General features: G+C 62.9%; 24 protein-coding genes. 13 read left to right on the top strand and 11 right to left on the bottom strand.

Annotation, left to right across the window (positions count from 1 at the left end):
- Positions 1–68 precede the first annotated feature (68 nt).
- On the top strand, positions 69–1,457 hold the full coding sequence (locus V1294_RS08725) for an MFS transporter (protein ID WP_334496406.1): 1,389 nt from the start codon (positions 69–71) through the stop codon (positions 1,455–1,457).
- Positions 1,458–1,738: 281 nt separating this feature from the next.
- On the opposite strand, the gene V1294_RS08720 is transcribed toward V1294_RS08725, so the two are convergent.
- A complete protein-coding gene (locus V1294_RS08720; protein WP_334496404.1) occupies positions 1,739–2,056 on the bottom strand; it encodes an ArsR/SmtB family transcription factor in 318 nt (105 codons plus the stop codon).
- A 74-nt stretch (positions 2,057–2,130) separates the two neighbouring features.
- Here V1294_RS08720 and V1294_RS08715 point away from each other — a divergent pair, with 74 nt between their 5' ends.
- The 3 genes from V1294_RS08715 to V1294_RS08705 all read left to right on the top strand — a co-directional run bounded on the left by V1294_RS08715 (position 2,131) and on the right by V1294_RS08705 (position 6,043).
- Complete coding sequence (locus tag V1294_RS08715; RefSeq protein WP_334496402.1) at positions 2,131–3,087, top strand: threonine/serine dehydratase; 957 nt, start codon at positions 2,131–2,133, stop codon at positions 3,085–3,087.
- Positions 3,088–3,267: 180 nt separating this feature from the next.
- Positions 3,268–4,293, top strand: coding sequence for a Fe(3+) ABC transporter substrate-binding protein (locus V1294_RS08710; RefSeq protein WP_334496400.1), 1,026 nt, complete (start codon positions 3,268–3,270; stop codon positions 4,291–4,293).
- Positions 4,294–4,396: 103 nt separating this feature from the next.
- Positions 4,397–6,043, top strand: a complete 1,647-nt coding sequence (locus V1294_RS08705) for an ABC transporter permease (RefSeq protein ID WP_334496398.1) — start codon at positions 4,397–4,399, stop codon at positions 6,041–6,043.
- A 103-nt stretch (positions 6,044–6,146) separates the two neighbouring features.
- Here the strand turns inward: V1294_RS08705 and V1294_RS08700 are convergent, their stop codons facing one another.
- The 3 genes from V1294_RS08700 to V1294_RS08690 are packed head-to-tail and all read right to left on the bottom strand — an operon-like array spanning position 6,147 to position 8,187.
- Complete coding sequence (locus tag V1294_RS08700; RefSeq protein ID WP_334496396.1) at positions 6,147–6,803, bottom strand: GNAT family N-acetyltransferase; 657 nt, start codon at positions 6,801–6,803, stop codon at positions 6,147–6,149.
- A gap of 4 nt (positions 6,804–6,807) precedes the next feature.
- On the bottom strand, positions 6,808–7,458 hold the full coding sequence (locus V1294_RS08695) for a 3-oxoacid CoA-transferase subunit B (protein ID WP_334496393.1): 651 nt from the start codon (positions 7,456–7,458) through the stop codon (positions 6,808–6,810).
- 21 nt (positions 7,459–7,479) lie between these two features.
- Positions 7,480–8,187 (bottom strand): CoA transferase subunit A, encoded by a 708-nt coding sequence (locus V1294_RS08690; protein WP_334477189.1) that lies wholly within the window; start codon positions 8,185–8,187, stop codon positions 7,480–7,482.
- Positions 8,188–8,467: 280 nt separating this feature from the next.
- Between V1294_RS08690 and V1294_RS08685 the strand changes: the two genes are divergently transcribed.
- Positions 8,468–10,393: an AsmA family protein gene (locus V1294_RS08685; RefSeq protein ID WP_334504558.1), complete on the top strand. Its 1,926-nt coding sequence runs from the start codon at positions 8,468–8,470 to the stop codon at positions 10,391–10,393.
- Positions 10,394–10,611: 218 nt separating this feature from the next.
- The gene (locus V1294_RS08680) at positions 10,612–10,830 is read left to right on the top strand and encodes a hypothetical protein (RefSeq protein ID WP_334496391.1); all 219 of its coding nucleotides are present in this window, start codon (positions 10,612–10,614) and stop codon (positions 10,828–10,830) included.
- Between the two features lie 44 nt (positions 10,831–10,874).
- On the opposite strand, the gene V1294_RS08675 is transcribed toward V1294_RS08680, so the two are convergent.
- The 3 genes from V1294_RS08675 to V1294_RS08665 form a co-directional block, all read right to left on the bottom strand.
- The gene (locus V1294_RS08675) at positions 10,875–11,165 is read right to left on the bottom strand and encodes a hypothetical protein (RefSeq protein ID WP_334477185.1); all 291 of its coding nucleotides are present in this window, start codon (positions 11,163–11,165) and stop codon (positions 10,875–10,877) included.
- Between the two features lie 48 nt (positions 11,166–11,213).
- Entirely contained in the window at positions 11,214–11,441 is a 228-nt protein-coding gene (locus V1294_RS08670; protein ID WP_334477183.1) for a hypothetical protein, read from the bottom strand.
- 147 nt (positions 11,442–11,588) lie between these two features.
- Positions 11,589–11,999: a hypothetical protein gene (locus V1294_RS08665; protein ID WP_334477182.1), complete on the bottom strand. Its 411-nt coding sequence runs from the start codon at positions 11,997–11,999 to the stop codon at positions 11,589–11,591.
- Positions 12,000–12,096: 97 nt separating this feature from the next.
- Between V1294_RS08665 and V1294_RS08660 the strand changes: the two genes are divergently transcribed.
- From V1294_RS08660 to V1294_RS08640, 5 genes are all read left to right on the top strand, one after another.
- Positions 12,097–12,276 carry a DUF3072 domain-containing protein gene (locus V1294_RS08660; RefSeq protein WP_334477181.1) on the top strand — a complete coding sequence of 60 codons (180 nt, stop codon included), beginning with the start codon at positions 12,097–12,099 and terminating at the stop codon, positions 12,274–12,276.
- Between the two features lie 438 nt (positions 12,277–12,714).
- A complete protein-coding gene (locus tag V1294_RS08655; protein WP_334489488.1) occupies positions 12,715–12,840 on the top strand; it encodes a helix-turn-helix domain-containing protein in 126 nt (41 codons plus the stop codon).
- Positions 12,841–13,472: 632 nt separating this feature from the next.
- On the top strand, positions 13,473–14,858 hold the full coding sequence (locus V1294_RS08650; protein ID WP_334477179.1) for an ABC transporter substrate-binding protein: 1,386 nt from the start codon (positions 13,473–13,475) through the stop codon (positions 14,856–14,858).
- 172 nt (positions 14,859–15,030) lie between these two features.
- Complete coding sequence (locus tag V1294_RS08645) at positions 15,031–15,903, top strand: carbohydrate ABC transporter permease (protein ID WP_334477177.1); 873 nt, start codon at positions 15,031–15,033, stop codon at positions 15,901–15,903.
- Positions 15,900–16,751 carry a carbohydrate ABC transporter permease gene (locus V1294_RS08640; protein ID WP_334496389.1) on the top strand — a complete coding sequence of 284 codons (852 nt, stop codon included), beginning with the start codon at positions 15,900–15,902 and terminating at the stop codon, positions 16,749–16,751. The genes V1294_RS08645 and V1294_RS08640 overlap by 4 nt, the downstream gene beginning before the upstream one ends.
- Positions 16,752–16,869: 118 nt before the next feature.
- On the opposite strand, the gene V1294_RS08635 is transcribed toward V1294_RS08640, so the two are convergent.
- Genes V1294_RS08635 through V1294_RS08625 form a run of 3 tightly spaced genes read right to left on the bottom strand, consistent with a single transcriptional unit; the run spans position 16,870 to position 19,789 of the window.
- Complete coding sequence (locus V1294_RS08635) at positions 16,870–17,685, bottom strand: ABC transporter permease (protein ID WP_334496387.1); 816 nt, start codon at positions 17,683–17,685, stop codon at positions 16,870–16,872.
- Entirely contained in the window at positions 17,685–18,599 is a 915-nt protein-coding gene (locus V1294_RS08630) for an ABC transporter permease (RefSeq protein WP_334496385.1), read from the bottom strand. Before V1294_RS08630 ends, V1294_RS08635 begins: the two co-directional genes overlap by 1 nt.
- Complete coding sequence (locus V1294_RS08625) at positions 18,596–19,789, bottom strand: ABC transporter ATP-binding protein (protein WP_417021091.1); 1,194 nt, start codon at positions 19,787–19,789, stop codon at positions 18,596–18,598. The genes V1294_RS08630 and V1294_RS08625 overlap by 4 nt, the downstream gene beginning before the upstream one ends.
- A 168-nt stretch (positions 19,790–19,957) precedes the next feature.
- On the opposite strand from V1294_RS08625, the gene V1294_RS08620 reads away from it, so the two are divergent.
- Both V1294_RS08620 and V1294_RS08615 read left to right on the top strand, forming a co-directional pair.
- On the top strand, positions 19,958–20,458 hold the full coding sequence (locus V1294_RS08620) for a GlcG/HbpS family heme-binding protein (protein WP_334496383.1): 501 nt from the start codon (positions 19,958–19,960) through the stop codon (positions 20,456–20,458).
- 33 nt (positions 20,459–20,491) lie between these two features.
- Positions 20,492–21,802: a tetratricopeptide repeat protein gene (locus tag V1294_RS08615; RefSeq protein ID WP_334496381.1), complete on the top strand. Its 1,311-nt coding sequence runs from the start codon at positions 20,492–20,494 to the stop codon at positions 21,800–21,802.
- Between the two features lie 14 nt (positions 21,803–21,816).
- Here the strand turns inward: V1294_RS08615 and V1294_RS08610 are convergent, their stop codons facing one another.
- The gene (locus V1294_RS08610; protein WP_334496378.1) at positions 21,817–22,833 is read right to left on the bottom strand and encodes an adenylate/guanylate cyclase domain-containing protein; all 1,017 of its coding nucleotides are present in this window, start codon (positions 22,831–22,833) and stop codon (positions 21,817–21,819) included.
- Between the last annotated feature and the right edge of the window lie 2 nt (positions 22,834–22,835).

The following is a 22,835-nucleotide window of genomic DNA, read 5'->3' as shown; positions in this document are numbered from 1 at the left end:
TAGCAAGGCGACACCGCGTCCATAGAAGACCGGCGCCGTAACCGAAAAAGCAAAGGGGAGAAACGCGTATGGCAATGTCAGTCAATACCGGCAGCCGTCTCGATCGGCTGCCGATCGGCCCATTCCACCGCCGCATCATGGCTCTGATCGGCATTGGAATGTTCTTCGACGGTTTCGATATCTATCTCGCCGGCACCGTGCTCGGCGTAACCTTGAAGACCGGCTTCTCGACGCTGCCGCAAAACGCCCTGTTCATTTCGGCGACCTTCGTCGGAATGATGCTCGGCTCATTTGCCACCGGCTTCCTCGGCGACCGCTATGGGCGGCGGTTTACCTACCAATTCAATCTCCTGGTGTTCGGCATCGCCTCGCTGGCGGCGGCGTTCGCCCCCAACATGACGGTGCTGATCGCGTGCCGCTTCGTGATGGGTTTTGGCTTGGGCGCCGAAAACGTCGTCGGCTATTCGACCATGACCGAATTCGTGCCGGCAAAAACGCGCGGAAAATGGCTCGGCCTGATGGCGGTCTGCGTCGTGACCGGCTTGCCGATTTCTTTGCTGGTCGCATCCCTCGTAGTGCCTGAATTCGGCTGGCGCGCCATGTTCGTCATCGGCGGCATCGGCGCCTTGATCGTCTGGTACATGCGCAAGAGCCTGCCGGAGTCGCCGCGCTGGCTGGAAGCCGTCGGCCGCACCGAAGAAGCCGAAGCGCTGATGCAGTCGATTGAGAAGGAAGCAGCCCAGGGGCAGCCGCTGCCGGCCCCCGCTGCCGCAGCGAGCATTCCGGCGTCGCCCGATCTCGCCACGCTGTTCACGGCGCCGCTGCTGGCACGCATGATCGTCGGCTCGGTCTGCCTGATCACGATCAATACGCTGCTCTATGGCTTCGTGACCTGGCTACCGGTGTTCTTCATCAAGCAGGGACTGACGGTTGCAACGTCGTTCGGATATTCGCTGGTGATGGCGCTTGGCGCGCCGATCGGATCGGCCATCGGCGCGCTTACCGCAGACCGGTGGGGCCGCAAGCCGACCATCATCGGCGCATCGCTGATCTCGGTCGTGCTCGGCATCATCTACCCGATGATATCTGACCCAATGCTGCTGCCGGCGGTCGGGTTCGCGCTGACGGTGCCCATCTACGTGCTGGTGGCGTTGCTGTTCGGAATTTACATCCCCGAACTGTTCCCGACCGAAGTACGCTTGCGCGCCTCCGGGATCGTCAACACGCTCGGCCGCGGCGCCACCATCGTCACGCCGTTCCTGGTCGTGATGCTGTTCGAGGCCCGCGGCGTCGCCGGCGTGATGGCGCTGATGATCGGCCTGCTGGTCGTGCAGATCATCACGGTGTGGGCGCTCGGCATCGAACCGCGGCACCGTAGCCTGGAAGAACTCAAGCGCGACGAGACGGCGCCGGCAGTGCTGAAGGGACTGGGGCGGTTGAAGGCGAGCGGGGATTAGTCCTTCCGGAGCCTTTTCGTTCCGATGGAATTATCTCGCTATCGGCCAAGACTAGAGCGTGATGACTCTTCTTCGAATCGTCATCCCGCTCTATCTCTTTGATTTGAGCATGATCTCCGCGCAAACGCGTTCCGCGTTTGTCGCGAGGGAAAACCGGTACCCACTTTTCCGGATCATGCTCTAGCTAGGCACCGATGATGCCAAGATCGAACAAATGAAGTGCGCTTCGCTGCTTAAAATGTCGGCATGGCAAGTCCGGCGGCCGCGCGCCAGGCCGAACTTCAGATCTTCGCGAGCATTGCCGTTTTCAGCTTCGCGATGCGCGCTTCGTCACGCTTGTAGAACGTCCACTGCTTGACGCGCTTGGCGCTCAGCAGCCCGGCTTGTGACAATATCTTCAAGTGCTCGCTCACGGTAGGCTGACTGACGCCGAGCTTTTCGGCGATCAACGCTCCGCAGACCCCGTCCTTGACCAGATCGCCGTCGACCTGTTCGCGAAAATGCGCCCGAGGGCGTTTCAGCCATTCCAGGATCAGGAGCCGCCGATCGCTGGCGAGCGCGCGAAAAGCAGACTCGACGTCGTCTCCCAATGAAGTCATATTGCTAATTAGCTAAATGACTAATTCCTGTCAACACGCCTTTCTGTCAACAACAAGCCTTGGAGTACCTTGGAATGAACGCGCCGGTGGATGCAGTAACTTCGGAAACGATCGCACAATGCGAGAGGCTCATTCGGCCCTTCATTCGACGAACGCCGGTCATCGACGTCGATGCGGCCGAGTTCGACCTTCCCGGCCATACGCTGACGCTCAAGCTGGAGCTTCTTCAGCATTCCGGCTCGTTCAAGGCGCGCGGCGCGTTCGCCAATCTCTTGACCCGCGCCGTACCGAAGGCCGGCGTGGTCGCAGCGTCGGGCGGCAACCATGGCGCGGCGGTCGCCTATGCCGCGATGAAGCTTGGCAAGCCGGCCAAGATTTTCGTGCCAAACATCTCTTCGCCGGCGAAGCTGCAGCGGATCCGCGACTATGGCGCCGACCTCGCGATCGAGGGCGACCGTTATGCCGACGCACTCGCGGCCAGCGAGAGTTGGGCGCAGCAAACCGGCGCACTGCAAGTGCCGGCCTTCGATCAGAACGAAACCATCATGGGACAGGGAACGCTCGGCCTCGAGCTCGCCGGCCAGGCGCCGGATATCGACACGCTGCTGGTATCGGTGGGCGGCGGCGGGCTGATCGCAGGGATTGCCGCTTGGTACGCCGGCCGTATCAAGGTGATCGGCGTCGAGCCGCTGGCATCGCCGACGCTGACCAGGGCCTTTGAAGCCGGCCGTCCGATCGATGCGGAGGCCGGCGGTCTGGCGGCGGATTCGCTGGCGCCGCGGCGCGTCGGTGAACAGGTCTTTCCGATCGTGCAAAAATACGCGCGGCAGACCGTGCTGGTTTCCGACGCGGCGATCGCCGAGGCGCAGGCGACGCTTTGGCGCGGCTTGCGCATCGTGGCAGAACCGGGTGGCGCCGCGGCATTCTCGGCGATCCTGTCGGGCGCCTACAGGCCCGTCGCGGGCGAGCGCGTTGCCGTCATCATCAGCGGCGGCAACACCGCCGCCGTCAATTTCGACTTCACCCGTTGAGCGCCGATGGTTGCGCCCCCGCGCAGAGCGGCAGTAGCTCGCCCCCACTTTGGAATCGCTCTAAATCATAACGCTGGAATCCTTCTAAATCGACCCATTCGCGACATCCAGTCGCTGACGGCATGGCAGCCGCTGCGCTACTGAAACTGGCATCTCCACAACCATTGCCGGGCATCTCTCATGATCAACCTTCGCGCTACCGCCGCAACCGCAGCGTTGCTTTGTTTTACCGCGTTCGGGGCCGCGCCGGCGTCCGCCGACGGCGAGGTCAACGTCTACACCTATCGCGAAACCAAGCTGATCCAGCCGCTGTTCGACGCCTTCACCAAGGACACCGGCATCAAGGTCAACGTCGTCTCGGCGAGCTCGGGCCTCGAGCAGCGCATGAAGGCGGAGGGCGCCAACAGCCCCGCCGACGTACTACTGACGGTCGATATCGGCCGCATGGACGAGGCCGTGAAGGCCGAGGTCACGCAGCCGATCAAGTCCATGGTGATCGACGAAATCGTGCCGGCGCAATATCGCGATCCGGACGGACACTGGGCCGGCATTTCGATGCGCGCGCGCGTGATCTACGCCTCGAAGGACCGCGTCAAGCAGGACAAGATCACCTACGAAGAGCTCGCCGACCCCAAGTGGAAAGGCAAGATCTGCATCCGCTCCGGCCAGCACATCTACAATAACGGCCTGTTCGCGGCCTACACGGCCAAGTACGGCGAGGCCAAGGCCGAGGAATGGCTGCGCGGCGTGAAGGCCAACCTGGCGCAAAAGCCCTCGGGCGGCGACCGCGAAGCCGCGCGCGACGTCGCGGCCGGCAAGTGCGACATCGGTATCGGCAACACCTATTACTGGGCGCTGATGATGAACAACGATCCCGAGAAGAAGCCGTGGGCGGAAGCCACCAAGGTGATCCTGCCGACCTTCGAAGGCGGCGGCACCCACGTCAATCTCTCGGGCGTCCTGTTGGCGAAGAACGCGCCCAACAAGGCCAATGGCGTCAAGCTGATCGAGTGGCTCGTCGGCGATAAGGCGCAGCAGATCTACGCCGATTCCAACTATGAATACCCGATCCGTGCCGGCGTCGCCGTCAACCCGACGATCGCGGGCTACGGCAAGCTCACCGCCGATCCGCTCCCGATCGCCAAGATCGCCGCCAACCGCAAGGCAGCCTCGACGCTGGTGGACAAGGTCGGGTTCGATAATTGATCGCACCAAGTCGCGATAGTATTTGCGCGAACATGCCCTCTCCCTCCCCGGGAGAGGGCATAATGCTGCATGGGCTTCCGGCTTCTTGCCGATGTGAGCCGGCGTGACCCGAACCACGCACGCGGGCCGGATCGCCGCCGTGATCGCGGTTGCGACCGCCATCCTCGTCGCCGCCCCCGTCATCTCCATCATCGCGCTGGCGATGCAGCCGGCGCCTGACGTCTGGCAGCCCCTCATCGAATATGTGCTGCCGCGGAGCCTTCTCGACACCGCGCTCCTGCTCGGCGGCGTCGGCGCCCTGTCGCTTGCGATCGGCACCGGCACGGCGTGGGCGATCTCGCTGCATGAATTCCGCGGCCGGGCGATGCTGCTCTGGCTGGTGCCGCTGCCGCTCGCGATCCCCACCTACCTCGCGGCTTACGTCTATGTCGATTTGTTCGAGCCGCTCGGCCTGGTCCACCGGACGCTCGCGGTCTGGCTTCCGCTGCAGGACGCGGTGCGCGCGCTCCCGAATTTGCGCTCGCTGCCCGGCGCCATCATCGTAATCGCGCTGGTGCTCTATCCTTACGTCTATCTTTCGGCGCGCACGATGTTCCAGTTCCAGAGCGCGGAGTTCGCTGAAGCCGCGAAGACGCTCGGCGCCGGGCGCTGGACCACCTTCTGGCGCATCTCGCTGCCGATGGCACGTCCCGCGCTCGCGGTCGGCACAGCGCTGGTGTCGCTGGAAACGCTGAACGACATCGGCGCCAGCGAATATCTCGGCGTCCGCACGCTCACGGTCTCGGTGTTCACGACTTGGCTCAACCGCGGCAGCCTTGCCGGCGCCGCGCAACTGTCCTGCTTCATGCTGGCGATCGTGGCCGGACTTATCGCAATTGAACGCTACGGACGGCGCAACGTCACGACAGAGTTTTCCGCCGAAAGCCCGCGGCTGACGCAACGGACGCCGCTTGCCGGCATCAAGGGCGGTTTGGCATTCGCAGCCTGCCTGCTGCCGGTCTGCCTCGGATTCCTGGTGCCGCTATTGTTTCTCGCGCATCAGAGTTTCAAGCGCGGGCTGTTTGCGAATTTCGACATCGCGCTGTGGCGCGATGCCTTCAACTCGATAGCGTTCGCGAGCCTTGCCACGCTGACCGCGCTGCTGCTCGGCTTTGCGACCATCCTGGCCTGGCGCTGGCGGCCGAACAGGCTGCGCTTCGTCGCGATGAACATCGCGCAACTGGGTTACACGCTGCCCGGGCTCGTGCTGGCGCTCGGGCTGCTCGCGCCCGTGCTCGCCATCGACAACGCGCTGAACACGCTCGCCGCATCGCTCGGACAATCGCTGCCGGGACTGATCATGGTCGGCTCCGGCGCCGCCGTTGTCATCGCCTATGTGATCCGCTTTCTGGCGGTGCCGACCGGATTCATCAAGGCAGGGTTCGAGCGGATCCCGCTCGATTACGACGACAGCGCGCGCGCCGTCGGCGCCGGCCAGACCACGACAATGCGGCTGATCCACCTGCCGCTGCTGCGTCCCGCCATGCTGGGCGCCGTCATCGTGGTGTTCGTGGATTGCCTGAAGGAGTTGCCGGCAACGCTGCTACTGCGGCCGCTCAACGTCGAAACGCTGGCGACCTCGATCTATCAATACGCCAGCCGCGGCAGTTTTGAGGAAGGCGCGCTGGCGGCGCTATTGATCGTCGCCGCCAGCATCGGCCCGGTGGCGTGGCTGACGCGGTTTTCGGACATACCGAGCGGGCCGGCGTGAGTTGACGCCGTAGGGTGGGCAAAGCGAAGCGTGCCCACCATTCAGGACGGAAATCGAGGGATAGATGGTGGGCACGCTTCGCTTTGCCCACCCCACGAATTTCCTAAATCGCGCGCACAAATCGCCGGAAGCCCGGTGAACCCGTGATCGCCTCGAACGCGGCATCGCGCCTCTCTTCGGCGAATGCGAAGCCAGCCTTGGCATAACACTGCTCCGCCGCTTCGTTGCCGATCAGGAACGAGATCGACGCCCGCTCGAAGCCTGCTTGCCTTCCGGCCGCGAGCGCGTGCTCGATCAGCGCCTGCACCAGCCCGCGCCCGCGATACGCCGGCAGCGTGGCGACATGTTCGATCAGCCATTCGCCCTCGCCGCCTTGCACCCAGCAATTCGCTCCATAGGCGCCACGCCGGAAGATCGCCTTCTGATCGGCGGCGCTCAGCCCTATCGCGGTCGCCACCTCCCCGATCGCCGCCCGCGCGGCGGCCTCGGTGCCGGCAGCAGGCAGCGCGCAGAGCGATGCCGCCGGCTCACCCTCGACCTCGGCTACGATGAATTGGGTGATGTGCCACCACGATTGCGTTGGCGCGATCGCGATGCATTCGACGAACGCCAGGCATTGCGGCTCGTCCCAGCCAAGCGCGATGTCGAACCAGCCGCGCGGGAACGGACCGCGCTGCGAGGCCAGGATATTACGGGCAATGAAACTTACGTCGTCAGCGCGCGCGGGACGGATCGCAGGTTGCGACCGCCCCGCCGCCATGACGTCAGGCGTTCTTCAGCGCGACGCGGAATTCGGCTTCGGTCTTCGCCTTCACCTCATCCAGCGTGACGCCGTCGGCGAGCTCGATCAGCGCCATGCCGTCCTTGCCGTGCTTGTCGATGGTGAAGACGGCGAGATCCGTCACCACCATGTCGACCACGCGCTCGCCCGTCAGCGGCAGGTTGCACGTCTTCAGGAGTTTCGGGCCGTCCTTGGCGGAGTGCTCCATGACGACGACGACGCGCTTGACGCCGGCGACGAGGTCCATCGCGCCGCCCATGCCCTTCACCATCTTGCCGGGGATCATCCAGTTGGCGAGATCGCCATTCTGCGCCACCTGCATTGCGCCGAGAATTGAGAGATCAATATGCCCGCCGCGCACCATGCCGAAGGAATCGGCCGAGGAGAAATAGCTGGTGTCAGGCAGTTCGCTGACCGTCTGCTTGCCGGCGTTGATCAGGTCGGCGTCCACCTCATCCTCATAAGGGAACGGTCCCATGCCGAGCATGCCGTTCTCGCTCTGCAGGCTGACGTCGATGCCCTCGGGGATGTAGTTCGAGACCAGCGTCGGAATGCCGATGCCGAGGTTGACGTAATAGCCGTCGCGCAACTCTTTCGCGGCGCGCGCAGCCATCTGTTCACGGGTCCAGGCCATGTCAGTTCTCCTGTGTCGCGCTTATGCTGCGGGCCGCGGGCGGGTGTTGCGGAACTCGATCCGCTTCTTGGCCGTGCCCACTTCGATGATGCGTTTGACGAAAATGCCGGGGGTGTGGATGTGGTCGGGATCGAGTTCGCCGGCCGGAACCAGCTGCTCGACCTCGGCCACGGTGATCTTCGCAGCCGTGGCCATCATCGGGTTAAAGTTGCGCGCGGTCTTGCGGTAGATCAGGTTACCGGCGGTGTCGCCCTTCCAGGCGTGGACGATGGCCAGATCAGCGAACAGGCCGCGCTCCATGATGTATTTCTCGCCGTCGAATTCCTTCACTTCCTTGCCTTCGGCGATCAGCGTGCCGACGCCGGTCTTGGTGAAGAAAGCCGGGATACCTGCGCCGCCGGCGCGGATGCGCTCGGCCAGCGTGCCCTGCGGGTTGAATTCGAGTTCCAGCTCGCCGGCGAGGTATTGCTGCGCGAACAGCTTGTTCTCGCCGACATAGGACGAGATCATCTTTTTGATCTGCCGCGTCTCCAGCAGCCTGGAGAGGCCGATGCCGTCGACGCCCGCATTGTTGGAGATAACAGTCAAACCCTTGACGCCGGAATCGCGGATCGCGTCCGACAGGGTTTCGGCGATACCGCACAGGCCGAAGCCGCCGGACATGATCATCATGCCGTCCTTGAGAACGCCATCGAGTGCCGATTTGGCGTCGGGGTAAACCTTTTTCATGGAATATGACCTGATGGAGGGAACCGCCGTAAGCCGGCATTATCTCCGAATTATTAGGCGAATTCTTCGCGGTGCGTCAATGACGCGGGGATTATGCCGCCGAACCGCCCACCGGGCGCCACCTCGGCCTTGAAAGCGTCAAGAAAACCCTTCAAGTTGTGTGGGTTGGCACGGGCTTAACCAGTGCGCCGCCTGCCTGAACAACATAGACCCTTAATCAACAAGTCCCCGTAGCATCAACCCGAGTTCGGTTTAGCCAGATCCGGATATGTCATTGACGATGCCCCAAGGAATGAAGCGCCTCGGGATGCCGATTGCGGCGCTGTTCGGCGCGGCCGTGCTCGCCCTGATCGGAACCTCCTGGTTCCTCAACCGCGATGCGCTGCGCCAGGCCGTCGAGGCGCAGATCCGCGAGGTCACCGGGCTCGATCTGATCGTGTCAGGCGCGATCGACGTTTCGGTGTTTCCGGGCAGCTACGTCTCCTTTCACAATGTCGGGCTGAAGGGCGGCGGCACCACCGACCCCGCGCTGCAGGTCGATGTGCTGACCGCGAACCTGCGCTTGCTGCCATTGCTGCTCCGCCGCTTTGAAATCGCCGACGTCATGATGTTGCGGCCGCATATCCGCGTCATCAGGGAAGCGGGCGGCGAGAGCAACTGGACGCCGTTCGTCGAACGGATCGCGCGCACGATGAAGCCGGGCGCTGAAAACCAGGTGTCGTTTTCCGAAATCAGGATTCAGGACGGCGTGCTCAAATACGAGGACGCGGCCAATCATGTCACCGAGCAGCTCGGCGACATCGATCTGTCGCTGGCGTGGCCGTCGATCTCGCGGTCGTTCGCGGCGACCGGGCAATTCGACTGGCGCGGAGAGCGCGTTGACGGCTCGATCTCGGCCAGCGACTTCGTCGCGATGCTGTCGGGCGACCGCTCCGGCCTGAAGGCGCGCATCGTCAGCGCGCCGTTGAAACTGGCCTTCGACGGCTCGGTCGCCAACCGCACCAACCTGATGATGGAAGGCACGGTGACCGTCGACAGCCTGTCGCTGCGCAATGCGATGCGCTGGATGGGACAACCGGTGCCCGGCAGCGGAGGGTTCGGCCGCTTTACGCTGAGAGCCCGCGCCAATGTCGTGGGCGCCTCGGTCGCGCTGACCAACGTGAATGTCGAACTCGACGGCAATGCCGCCGAGGGCGTGATGACGGTGGCCAATAACGGCCGCCAGACGCTGCAGGCGACGCTCGCCGCGGGCAATCTGGATTTCACGCCCTACATCTCCACCGTGCGCCTGCTGGCGAGCGGCGCGCGCGACTGGAACCGGCAATTGTTCGACCTCACTTCGCTTTCCGCCACCGATCTCGACATGCGCCTGTCGGCGGCGCGGGTGACGGTCGGCCCCACAAAACTCGGCCGCACGGCATTCGGCGCCAATTTGCGCGGCGGCGCGCTGGCGCTCTCGATCGGCGAAGCGCAGATGTATGGCGGCATCGCCAAGGGCTCGATCGGCATCGCGCGTTCCGATGCGATCGCCGACGTCAAGGCGCAATTCCAGTTCACCGATGTCGATCTGCAGGCCTGCGCCGGCGAATTGTTCGGGATCACAAAACTCTCCGGCCGCGGCAATCTCGGGGTTTCGCTGATGGCCTCCGGCTCGAGCCCGTTCGGCCTCGCCTCCTCGCTCGACGGCACCGCCACGCTGATCGGCCATGACGGCGCGATTGCGGGCTTCAATGTCGAACAACTCCTCAAGCGCCTGGAGCGCCGGCCGCTGGCCGGCGGCGGCAATCTGCGCTCGGGTTCGACGCCCTACGATAATCTTAACGTTTCGGTGCGCTTCAACGACGGCATCGCCACCGTCGAGGACGTCCGCGTCGACGGCCCGACGACGCGCCTGACGCTAACCGGCACGGCCTCCGTGCCGGCCCGCGAATACGACCTCAAGGGCGTCGCCAGCCTGACGCCTGCGGCCAACAGCGGCGACAAGGGATTTGAACTCCCCTTCGTGGTTCAGGGCCCATGGGACGATCCGCTGGTATTTCCCGATCCCGAAAGCCTGATCCGCCGCTCGCCGGGGGCTGCGCCGTTGCTCGATGCCGTGAAGGACCGCAAGACGCGCGATGCGGTGCGCTCGGTGATCGAGCGATTTACCGGCGGTGGGCAGAAGCCGGCGGCGCCGGAAACGGCGGATGGGGCGAAGGCGAACTAGCTTTCGGTCTCGGTCGGACGCGTAGCCCGGATGAGCGCAGCGATATCCGGGGTCTTATCTGCAATCCCGCATATCGCTTCCGCCTACGCTCTTCGAGCTACCGCGGACAAGCCGCTCATGCGGGCTACGTCAATTAAACGAGAGCGGCTTGAGGACCAGTCGCCGGGCGACCAACTCCGTACTATGCTTGGCGCAACGCAGGATTGGAGCTTGCCCGGATGAGTAGCAACGTTGACGTTACCTTCGACGCCTACATGCTCTTCGTATTGCTGACGGTTGCTACGATCGCTTCGATGTATCTCGCCGGTCGGATTGCTGAACGTCGCGGACGGCGCTTTACGGTCTGGACGTGGATTGCCGCGCTTATCGGGCCGCTGGCGCTGCCATTGATATTCCTGTTTCCGAATCTGCATCGCAAGAACACCAGCCTCGGCTAGGCAAGTGTAGCGTAGCCCGGACAAGCGGAGCGTCATCCGGGACCTTACTCTGCCACAAGAGATAGGATCTGACCCGACTGCACCAACTCTTCGGCGGCCCGTTCCATGTGAGCTCTTGTTACAGACGGCGCGATCACCAGGTTTGGCTCAAAGAATATTGGGCCACGCTCGAACTCACCTTCAATCGCTTGGGTGTGACGCGCCAGATCATAGAAGTTGATCTGGTACCGCCTTTCCGCCACGACGATCCGCGCCTCGGAAAACCACCCCTTGGATTCTAATATCCATTCGTAATCCTCAAAGTCCGTGGGCAACTCAAGAGAGAAACTGGACACTGCGAACTCCATTTCTGGATTACTCATGCGGGCTAGGAACATGACCCTTCAGGGAATGTTATCGCCCCTGCCACCCCCCACCCCATACGGCTTGTTGAGAAAATAACTCCGGTTGCCCAGCGCGGCTTCGGCATACTGATCGATCGCAACGATGATCGCCTGCACATGCGCGTGGCACCAGCCTTCCCGCGTCGCCTGGATGCGGACTTCCGCCAGGGCCTTTATCCATGGCGGGTTATCCGCGTTGTGGTCGTACCATCTGAGCGGTCCTGACATCGCTGGCCCCTGTTGATGAAGTCTTCCAGCTCCGCCCGCTTGCGCGAGAGCAGGAGCTGCGCCCGCGCGTTGTCGAGGCCGGATTGATCGAGCCGGCGCGCAAGCTGGTCCAGTTCGCCAATCCGCCGGCGCAGGACTTGAATCGCCTCATCGCTCACGGCGGCCTCGAGCCTTTTCCGTTCCGGTTGAATCGGAACGGGGCTCTGGATTTTTGATGTGACGCGTTTTCTTGACGCCAACCGGTCTCGACCCCGGATCAAGTCCGGGGCTGGCTTTCGCCGGAAAACGCGCTGGCGCCCCGTTCGCGGGTTTTCTGCCGGCCGCGCGGACATCCAGCTTCAGCCGCTCGTCAACATTGAGCAGCCGCTCTTCGCCGCCAAGCCGGTTTCGCTCGCCGAGCAGGCCGAGCATGACGACCCGCATGGACATCAGGTGAACCGCAGCCTCCGAGCAGTCCTCATCCCGGTTGACCCGTTTGCGAATATTATCCTCCGCGCTCAGCATCTCCGCCCGCAAGAACCTGATTTTTCTACGAATTTCATTCAATTTGTTGTCCATGGGCCACCTCGCAAGGGTTGAAGCCTATAAGAACAAATAAAGAACAAATTTCAAGTTAAGAGTTGAGCCCAGATTAAAGATTCTTTGGAGCTACCCGATGTCCCGCCTCCCCGGCCAGGTCGACGCGCCGATGACGCCCCGCCAACTGGCGACGCTCCGCACCCTCAGCGCCGAGGCGTATCAGCCGAAATTGTTCGAGAGGGATCTGACGGCGCGGGAAGCCGAGCGGCGGATCGCGGCGCTGAAGGCGGAGATCGAGCTGGCGAATTCGTTTTGAAGCAAGCGTAGCCCGAATGAGCGCAGTGATATCCGGGCCTTGATCCCACACCGCGCTGCGCTCATGCGGGCTACTTGCTGAGTCACTACCCAAATTGGGTATTGCCTCAGTTTTGAAATTTCGATTTCGGTAACCCGCTTCTTGTAAGGTCCACGAAGAGCAGGCGCTTGGTTTGCATTCATCAGCGCGGCGCAACCAACCTCATGTAATACTTTATCGGCAATTCCTGCAGCGATTGCAGGGGTTACGGCCAATGTCTTTTGAATTCGCATGAAGTTGTGAAAGTAGAAGCAGAGCGTCACGGCGTGGCAATGATTCTCACCGTGCAACAAACTCCATTTCCCGAGCATGATGTGTTGGCTCCGGAATTTAAGGTAGCCGCTGAACCGCTCCGCTCGCCTGCGCGCAGGCTTGTCGCAGGCCGAACTTGCGGCCCGGATGGGCACCAGCCAATCCACTTTCGCGCGGCTTGAAAACAGCCAGACGCTTCCGAGCACCAAGACGATCCTGCGCTACGCAGAAGCCACCGGCAGCCGAGTACGCGTACCGCTATCGGCGGGCTGACGCATCACCAAGCATGGCGCGATGATCGCAACGCCATCTCCCGCCTTCGCTATCCAGTTCCCCCCCAAATCACCCCCAATAACTCGCGCACCGCTCGTGTGCGTACTTCCTTGTGCACATTGCACACGAGACCGCGGGTGCAGCGCGCACCCGGTCTTCCCTGCGCCCTCTGAGCAATAGGGCGGGAAGTCTCTAGCAAACCTCGGGCGCTATGCGCCGCGAGAATGCGAAACTGTATCCACCGTCATTGCGAGCGCAGCGAAGCAATCCATGTCGCAGCATAAAGAAAGAATGGATTGCTTCGCTTCGCTCGCAATGACGTGGAGAGACCGCGGCGTACTGGATGCCCCGCCGGAGCCTGTCATCGGGCTCGCCGAAGGCGAGACCCGGTGGCGGGGCATGACGGTTTTGCGTGCTGCGACAATCCGGATCGCTTCTGGTATCCGAGGGCGCAAATGATTGAACCAAAATGATTGAACCGTAACGCCCGGACATATGCGGGCGCTTTGCCGCATTTGCGCCCGGAATGTCCCCCTACAGAAGTCTGCTATCGACCATCTGGATCGCGCCGCATGGTTGCGCTATCTTTTATCCAACCGGTTAAAAAGCCGGCGGTTTTCAGGGAGAACAACGTGATATCCAAGAAATTAGGCGGGCTTTCACTCGCGGTCGCAGCCGTCGGGCTGTTTTACGCCACGGCACCCGCGCTGGCCCAGCAAAAGACCATCACCGTCTGGTTCGGCAAGGGCTTTTATAAGTCCGAGGACGACGCGCTTTTAGAGGCGATCAAGAAATTCGAGGCCAAGACCGGCATCAAGGTCGAACTGTCGCAATACGCCATCCAGGACATGATCCCGAAGACGGTGGCGGCGCTGGATTCCGGCACCGTGCCGGATGTCGCCTATTCCGACAGCTATGACGTGCAGGCGCAGGGCAAATGGGCATTCGAGGGCAAGCTCGAGGACCTCGGCGACATCCTGACGCCGATGAAATCGGCTTTCGCGCCAAACACGCTGGAAACCGCGCTGCTCTATAACGACGTCACCAAGAAGAAGGCCTATTACGGCTTTCCGCTGAAGCAGCAGAGCATGCACGTCCAGATCTGGCAGGACATGCTGGAGCAGGCCGGCTTCAAGCAGAGCGACATCCCGACCAAGTGGGAAGATTACTGGTCGTTCTGGTGCGACAAGGTGCAGCCGGCGATCCGCAAGGCCACCGGCCAGCGCGTCTACGCCGTCGGCCAGCCGATGGGCGTTGAATCCACTGATAGCTTCCAGTCGTTCTACACCTTCATGGACGCCCACAACGTCAAGCTGGTCGATGACGACGGCAAGCTTACGGTCGACGATCCCAAGGTGCGGGAAAACCTGATCAAGGCGATGAAGGATTACACCGACACCTACACCAAGACCTGCTCGCCGCCCTCCTCCACCACCTGGAAGGACCCCGACAACAACGTCGCCTTCCACAACAAGACGATCGTGATGACGCATAACTTCACGATCTCGATCGCCGCGAAATGGCTCGACGACGCCAACAACCCGGCGCTGACGCCGGAACAGCGCGCGCTCGGCAAGAAGAACTATGACGAGACCATCATCACCGCCTCGTTCCCCAACAAGCCGGACGGTACGCCGATCAAGTACCGCTCGGATGTCAAGACCGGGCTGATGTTCACGGTCGCCAAGAACAAGGCCGAAGGCAAGGAGTTCATCAAGTTCCTGCTGCAGGAAGAGAACGTCCGCCCCTATATCGAGGGCGCGCTCGGCCGCTGGTTCCCGGTGACGACGGCCAGCCAGCAGAGCCCGTTCTGGCAGGCTGACCGGCATCGCAAAGCGGTCTACAATCAGTTCACCGGCGGCACCACGCCGTTCGACTTCACCAAGAACTGGAAGTTCACGATTTTGAACAACGAGAACGTCTGGGCCAAGGCAATGAACCGCGTGGTAAGCGAGAAGGTGCCGGTCGACAAGGCCGTCGACGAACTGATCGCCCGCATCAAGCAGGTCGCTGGGTAGTCCTATCCTCTCCCTCTCCCCGCCCTTCGCGGGGAGAGGGTCGGGGTGAGGGGCTCCCTCCACGAGTGACGCTCGTGGAAAGTCCTGTACCCCCTCACCCGGATTGCTTCGCAATCCGACCTCTCCCCGCAAGCGGGGCGAGGTTCAAAGATTCGAGTGACGAGTTTAGACTATGGCAATTACGCTTTCGGGCGATCACGCGATACCAAGCCCGCCTCTGTCAGCCCGGCTGACCACACCGCAGGTCTGGGGCATCGTGCTGCTGGCGCCCTATCTGCTCGTGTTCCTCGCCTTCGTGGTCTATCCGGTCGGCTATGGCCTCTGGCTGGCGCGGCATCCGGCGAGCTATGTCGCGCTCTGGCACGACCCGATCTTCGCGCGCGCCGCCGTCAACACGTTGATTTTCCTGCTGGTCGGCATCAACCTCAAAATGGCGATCGCGCTGTTTTTATCCGGCTTCTTCGCGCAGCAGCGCACCTGGATCAAATGGCTGTCGGTGCTGTTCATCCTGCCCTGGGCGGTGCCGTCGATTCCGACCATTCTCTCCGTGCGGTTCATGTTCAATCCGGAATGGGGCGTGGTCAACCAGCTGATTTTCAAGTTCACCGGCGAAGACGGCCCGAACTGGCTGAACGACCCGACGGTGGCGCTTTCCATGGCGATCGGCGTGCACATCTGGAAATCGCTGCCGTTCTGGACGCTGATCCTGATGACCGGGCGCCTTGCGATCTCGCATGACCTCTATGAGGCGGCCGAGGTCGACGGCGCGAGCTGGTCGCAGAAATTCCGCTACATCACCTGGCCGTCGATGCAGACGCTCTACATCACCTGCACGCTGCTCTCGATGATCTGGACGCTCGGCGATTTCAACAGCGTCTACCTGCTCACCGGCGGCGGCCCCGCCGACCTCACCCACGTGCTGGCTACCCTCGGCATCCGCTATCTCAGGCTCGACCAGCTGAGTCTTGCGATGGCGTCCATCGTCTGCGCGCTGCCGTTCGTGCTGCCGCTGGTCTATTTCATGATGAAACGGTTGTCGCGATGAAGCTGCCAACACTCCGCGAAGTCGGCACCGAAACAAAGCTGCTGCTGATCGGCATCCCCGTGTTCATCTGGACCATGGTGCCGATCTACCACATGTTCCTGTTCGCGATCTCGCCGAAGGAAGATGCGTTCTCGGGCAAGCTGTGGCCAACGCATCCGACGCTGAATAATTTCAACATCGTGTTCCACCAGCAGCATTACTTCCTGCGCGATTTCTGGATCCAGTTCCTCAATTCGGTGGTGATCGCGCTTTCGGCGGGAGCACTGACGTTGATGATCGCGACCGCGGCCGCGTTCTCGATCTCGCGGCTTCGCGTGCCCGGCGGGCGCTGGGTGATGAATCTCGCGCTGTTCACCTATTTTATCCCGGCGGCGTTCCTCGCCGTGCCGATGTACCGCACCATGGGCAATTACGGCCTCTTGAACAATCACTGGTCGCTGATCCTCGCGATGGTGACGATCGCTTCCCCTTACGCGATCTGGGTGCTGAAGCAGGCGTCCGACAAATTGCCCGTCGAACTCGATGAAGCCGCCACCATGGACGGCGCCACCACGATGCAACTGTTCCGCCTGGTCTATGTGCCCTTGATGATGCCCTCGCTGGTCGCGATCGGCACCTACGCGATCCTGCTGGCGTGGAACGAATATCTCTACGCGTTCCTGCTGCTCTCCAAGGACACCGAAATCACGCTTCCCGTGGCGCTCGGCAACTTCCTGGCCGCCGACGACTCGCCGTGGGAGTTGCTGATGACCACCGGCTTCATCTATGCGCTGCCGCCGGCTGCGATCTATTACGCGTTCAAGCGCTATATGGTGGGGGGACTGACCGCGGGGGCGGTGAAGTCGTGATAGTCGCCATCCCGTCATTCCGGGATGGTCCGCAGGACCAGACCCGGAATCTCGAGATTCCACAATGTGCAATTGCACATTGGGGTTCGATGCTTCGCATCGCCCCGGAATGACGGAGCTACAGCGGCGCTGCGCTCTCGCCTTGCAAGCTCGACAGTTTCGAGACGAGCGAAGCGATCACGATGACCACCGCGATCAGCGCGATCACCATGGTGCAGATCGCGTTGATCTCGGGCTTCACCCCCAGCCGCACCTCGGAATAGATCCGGATCGGCAGCGTCGCCGAGCCGGGGCCAGTCGTGAAACTCGCGATCACGACGTCGTCAAGCGAGAGCGTGAAGGCCAGCATCCAGCCTGCGGCAATCGCCGGGATGATCAGCGGCAAGGTCACGCGAAGAAATGCCTGCACCGGATCGCAGCCGAGATCCATCGCCGCCTCCTCCAGGCTGCGGTCGAGCGAGGCGAGGCGCGACTGTACCACCACGGTAACGAAGCACATGGTCAGCGTGGTGTGGGCGATCGTCACCGTCCAAAAGCCGCGCTCGGCGTTCAGCGCCACGAACAGCAACAATAGAGAAAGCCCGGAGATCACCTCCGGCATCACCAGCGGCGCATAGAGCATGCCGGAAAACAGCGAACGCCCCCTGAAGCGCTCGCCGCGAACCAGCCCGACCGCCGCCAGCGTGCCGAGCAGCGTTGCGATCGTGGCGGAAACCGCAGCGACGCGAAGGCTCATCCATGCCGCGTCGAGCATCGCGCGATCGTTGAAGAATTCGTAGTACCACCGCAGCGACCAGCCGCCCCACACCGTGACGAGCCGCGAGGCGTTGAACGAATAGATGACGAGGATCACGATCGGCAGGTACAGAAACGCCATCCCGAGCGCGAGCGCGGTGATGTTGAACGGCGACAGCCTGTTGACCTTGCCGGCCATCAGTTCGCCCCTCCGAGCTGACGGCGCTGCAGCCGGTCGTAGAGCAACAGCGGCGGCACCAGCAGCACCAGCAACGCGACAGCAGCCGCTGCGGCGACCGGCCAGTCCTTGTTGGTGAAGAATTCCAGCCACAGTGTCTGACCGATCATCATCGACCCGGAGCCGGCGAGCAGATCGGGAATCACGAACTCGCCGACGATCGGGATGAAGCACAGCAGCGCGCCGGCGCCGACCCCCGGCAAGGACAGCGGAAACGTTACCAGCCAGAACGCTCTCCCGGGCGACGCACCGAGATCACTTGCCGCTTCCAGCAGCGAGGGATCCATCCTGGCCAGCGTCGCATAGAGCGGCAGGATCATGAACGGCAGGTAGGAATAGACGATGCCGATATACATCGCGGTATCGGTCGAGAGCCACACCACCGGTGTCGAGACCAGATGCAGCGCGAGCAGAATTTTATTCAACAGCCCGTCATGCTGCAAAATATTGATCCAGGCATAGATGCGGATCAGGAACGAGGTCCAGAACGGAATGATGACCAGCATCATCGCAATCGCCTGCCGGCGTTGCGGCAGCCGCGCCATGCCATAGGCGATGGGATAGCCGATCAACAACAGGATCAATGTCGAGGTCACCGCGACGACGAGGCTGCGCAAATAAGAGCTGATGTAGAGGCTGTCCGAGACCAGCAGCGTGAAATTATCCAGCGAGAGCTGCGCGAAGGCCGCCTTGATCGCCGCCCACCCTTCGGTGAAATCGAACACCGGCATGTAGGGCGGCTGCGCGATCGCGGTCTGTGACAGGCTGATCTTCAGCACGAAGCCGAACGGCACCAGGAAGAACAGCACCATCCAGACATAGGGCGCGATCGCGGCATAGCGTGCTGGCTGCGCGAAGATGCGGCGCGCGCTCATTGCTCCAGCACCACGCAATCATCAGGCGTGAACCACGCCAGCACGCGCTGGCCAGCGCGAAGGGTATCGATATCGAGCCGCGCGGTATTGGCCATCGACGAGCGCACCACCGCGCCGGAATCGAGCTTGATCTTGTAGACGGTCGAACCGCCGAGATAGCCGACATCGGTGACGACACCTTCGAGCCGGTTGATCGCCTGCGAATTATCCGCATCCGACGCCGGGCCGCGGCGCGACAGTTTTACCTTCTCGGGGCGGACCGCGACCGTGACGCTGGTCTTGGTAATAGGCTGGCGCGGGTCCGTGACCACGATGGCGCCGCCGTCCCGGGTCGCAACCGTCAGGCGATGATGTTCGTGCGAGGAGACCTCGCCCTCGAACAGGTTGACGTCGCCGACGAACTCGGCGACCCAGCGCGTGGCCGGCGCCTCATAAAGGTCGCGCGGGGTCGCGACCTGTTGGAGCCGGCCGGCATCCATCACGCCGATTCTGCTGGCCATCGTCATCGCCTCCTCCTGGTCGTGGGTGACGATGATGAAGGTCATGCCGAGACGGCGCTGCAGCTCCATCAGCTCCAACTGCGTGCTCTCCCGCAGCTTTTTGTCGAGCGCGGCCAGGGGCTCGTCGAGCAACAGAACCTTGGGCCGCCGCGCCAGCGAGCGCGCCAGCGCCACGCGCTGCTTCTGGCCGCCGGAAAGCTGGTCCGGCTTGCGCTTCTCCATGCCCCCGAGCTTGACCAGCGCCACCATCTCGGCCACGCGGGTATCGATGGCGGCGCGCGGCATGCCAGCGCGCTTCAGCCCGAACGCGATATTGTCCCGCACGTTGAGATGCGGAAACAGCGCGTAGTTCTGGAACATCATGTTGACGGGACGCTCGTGCGGCAGCACCGGCGCAATGTCGCGGCCGCCAAGCAGGATGCGGCCCTCGTCCGGCGTCTCGAAGCCGGCAAGCATTCGCAGCAACGTGGTCTTGCCGCAGCCGCTCGGACCCAATAGCGCAAAGAACTCGCCCGCCCCGATGTCGAGCGAGAGCCGGTCCACCGCGCGAAAACTCCCGAAGCTCTTAGAGACTCCCTCGATACGGAGCAGCGGCATGTCATCGGCCGCGTCGACAGACGAAGCAGGCCTCGCCGGCACGGCTGCCGTATCGATTTTCGGCGTATCGATATCAGGCGATTCCCCGGTCATGCCACCTGCCAGTCCTGTCATGGTCGCACGCTAGCGGCGGATCGGCATCGGCTCAACCGGCCCGGAACCAGCAGCCACAATATTCTGGATGCGGGTGCCGTCTCTGGTAAGGTTCGGAGCTCGCAGAAAGCCGGCCGCCGCGCGATACGAAGCATCGGGAGGGATTTGATGACTGTTCGGAATCTACTGGCCGCGACGGCGATTTCCTTCCTGCTCGCCAGCTCGGCCGCCGCACAGGAAGCCCTCGTGAGCTACAAATCGTTGAGCCCCGAACTGGCGCTCGACCTGGCGCGCGCGACGTTGGCGGATTGCAGAAAGCGCGGCTTTCAGGTGACGGTCGCCGTCGTCGACCGCTTCGGCATCACGCAAGTCTTGCTGCGCGACCGCTTCGCGGGCCCTCACACGGTGTCGACCGCTTCAGGCAAGGCATGGACCGCGGCCAGCTTTCGCACCAGCACGACCGAACTCATCGCCATCAGCCAGCCCGGGATGATGCAGGCCGGAATTCGCCACCTGCCTGGCGCCGTCATCGTCGGCGGCGGATTGACGGTTGAAACGGCCGGCTCGCTGCTGGGCGCCGTCGGCGTCTCCGGGGCTCCCGGCGGCGACGCGGACGAAGCCTGCGCCAAGGCGGGCATCGACGCCGTCCGCGACAAGCTCGATTTCTAGCCGTGACGATGCTATCGCCCAGGGATAAGAACAATGAACCACGACAGATATGGCCTCACGCTGACCACCACCTCGGACCGCGCCGCGGCGCATTACCGTGACGGCGTCGACTGCATGCTGTCGGCCTGGCATGGCGCCGAGGATGCCTTTGACAAGGCGATCGCGGAAGATCCGGGCTTCGCGCTGGCGCATATCGGGCGCGCCCGGCTGCATCAGCTCAACATGGAAGGCGGCAAGGCGCGCGCCATGGCGGCGCAGGCCCGTGAACTGGCCGCCGGCGCGACGCCCCGCGAAAAAAGCCATGTCGAGATCATGGCCGCCGTGATCGAGAGCAAGCCGAAAGTCGCCGTGACCGGCGCCGAGGCGCATCTCGAAGAATATCCGCGCGATGCGCAGGTGCTGTCGATCCTGCTTGGCGCGTTCGGCCTTTACGCGTTCTCGGGTCGTCCCGACCACGATGCCGCCAAGCTCGCGATCTGCGAACGCCACGCGCGGCATTATGGCGAGGACTGGTGGTTTGTCAGTTACCTCGGCTGGTCGCACACCGAGGCGGGAAATCTCTCCACCGGCCGGACACTGTCCGAGCGCGCAATGGCGCTGCGTGCGGAAAACGCCAACGCAGCCCATGGCCTCTCGCATGCGATGTTCGAGCAAGGTGACATGGCGGTGGGCCGCGAGTTTCTCGCGCAATGGATGCCCGCGCATGATCGCAAGAGTTTTCTGCATGGGCATCTTGCCTGGCACGTCGCGCTGACCAACCTCGACGAAGGCGATCTTGATGGTGCGCTGGCGATCTACGAAGCGCATATCAAGCCGGCAGGCCGGCCCTATCCGCCGTTGAACATCTTCACCGATGGCGCCTCGCTGTTGTGGCGGCTGTCGCTGGCCGGCAAGGCCGGGCTGGAGCCGCATTGGCGGGAGGTAGCCGCTTATGGCGAGAAATACTTCCCGCAGGCGGGCGCGCATTTTGCTGACGTTCACTTCGCTCTGGCAGCGGCGACAACAGACAGCGCTGCCCTCGACACGCGACTGGCCCAACTGGAAGCGCGCGCGGCCGACGGCAAGCTGGCGCCGGGCGGCTGCGCGATCGACCTCTGTCGCGGCATCGGTGCGTTTGCGGCAGGCGACAATGACGGTGCGGTCCGCCTGCTCGAACCTGCGATTTCCGAACTGGCGCGGATCGGCGGCAGCCGCGCCCAGCGCCAGTTATGGGAAGACACGCTGATCGTCGCCTATATGCGCGCCGGTCACGGCGACAGGGCCGCCCGGCGCATCTCGGCACGGCTCGACTGCAGGCCTTCGGCGCGCGACGAAGCCTGGTCGCAGCAGGCGCAGCGAAACTGAAGCCGTCCGTGAGATCAGCTACGGCGCTCGACGGCAAATACCTCGATGGCCGCCGCGCGACCCCGCAAGCGCGCCTCCCCGAGTGCTTCCACGGCGAAAGCCGGCTTGAGCTTCATGTGGCGCAACAACTCGGCCGACACCAGCAAATTCCGGCCGACCTCCTTGCAGTGCTCCTGCAGCCGCGCCGTCACGTTCACGGTATCGCCGAAATAGGCAAGCTGTCGGCGTGAGCTGCCGCACTCGCTGATCACCACGTGACCGGCATGCAGACCGGCGCGGAAGCTCGGCACCATGCCGAACTCCTGGCGATACGAGTCCGCTTTTTCCGCAATGCTGTCGGCAATCGCGAAGAAGCAGTCGATGCAGCGTCCGCCCGACATCCGCTCGTCGAGCGGCCACGTCACGATGACCTCGTCGCCGACATAGGCGTGAACCTCGCCGCCATGCGCGACGATCGCGCCGTCGATGTCGAAGAAGAACCGGGTGAGCAGCCCCTGCACGCGCAATTCTCCCATCGACTCGGCGAGCGAGGTCGAGCCTGCGAGATCAAGGAACATCAGCACGCGCGCTTCCCGCACCGGGCTTCGGTATCGCCCAAGCGCCACATTGAACAGCACACGGCTTCCGATCAGCCGTGTCAGTTCAAAGGCTGACAAGACGAGCAGGGACGGGAAGAAGCTGATCGCAACGATGCCGGGAAGCTGCTCGATCAGCCACTTCGTCTTGATCCATTCTGCGTACAGCGTCACCTGCAAGACCAGCGCCGTGCTCGCGACGACGATAGCCATGGTCGCGGAGCGCACCGCCAGATCCATCAGCAGCGGCCACTTGCTGATCCACGCACTTCGTCGCGACGTGAAATAGAGATGAACACCCCAGGCGGCCAGTGTTATGCCCATCCCATGCAAGCTGCTCCGGAGATAGTACGGCAGCGTTGCTTCGATCGGATCGTCAATGAAGTAGCGATAGGCTATGCCCCCGAGCAGGCCGATAATGGCCAGGAAAACAGTTGGCCTGATCACACGCCGCATGT

Source organism: Bradyrhizobium sp. AZCC 1678 (genome assembly GCF_036924765.1).
Taxonomy (GTDB): Bacteria; Pseudomonadota; Alphaproteobacteria; order Rhizobiales; family Xanthobacteraceae; genus Bradyrhizobium; species Bradyrhizobium algeriense.
This window is presented reverse-complemented; position numbering and strand designations above follow the sequence as displayed.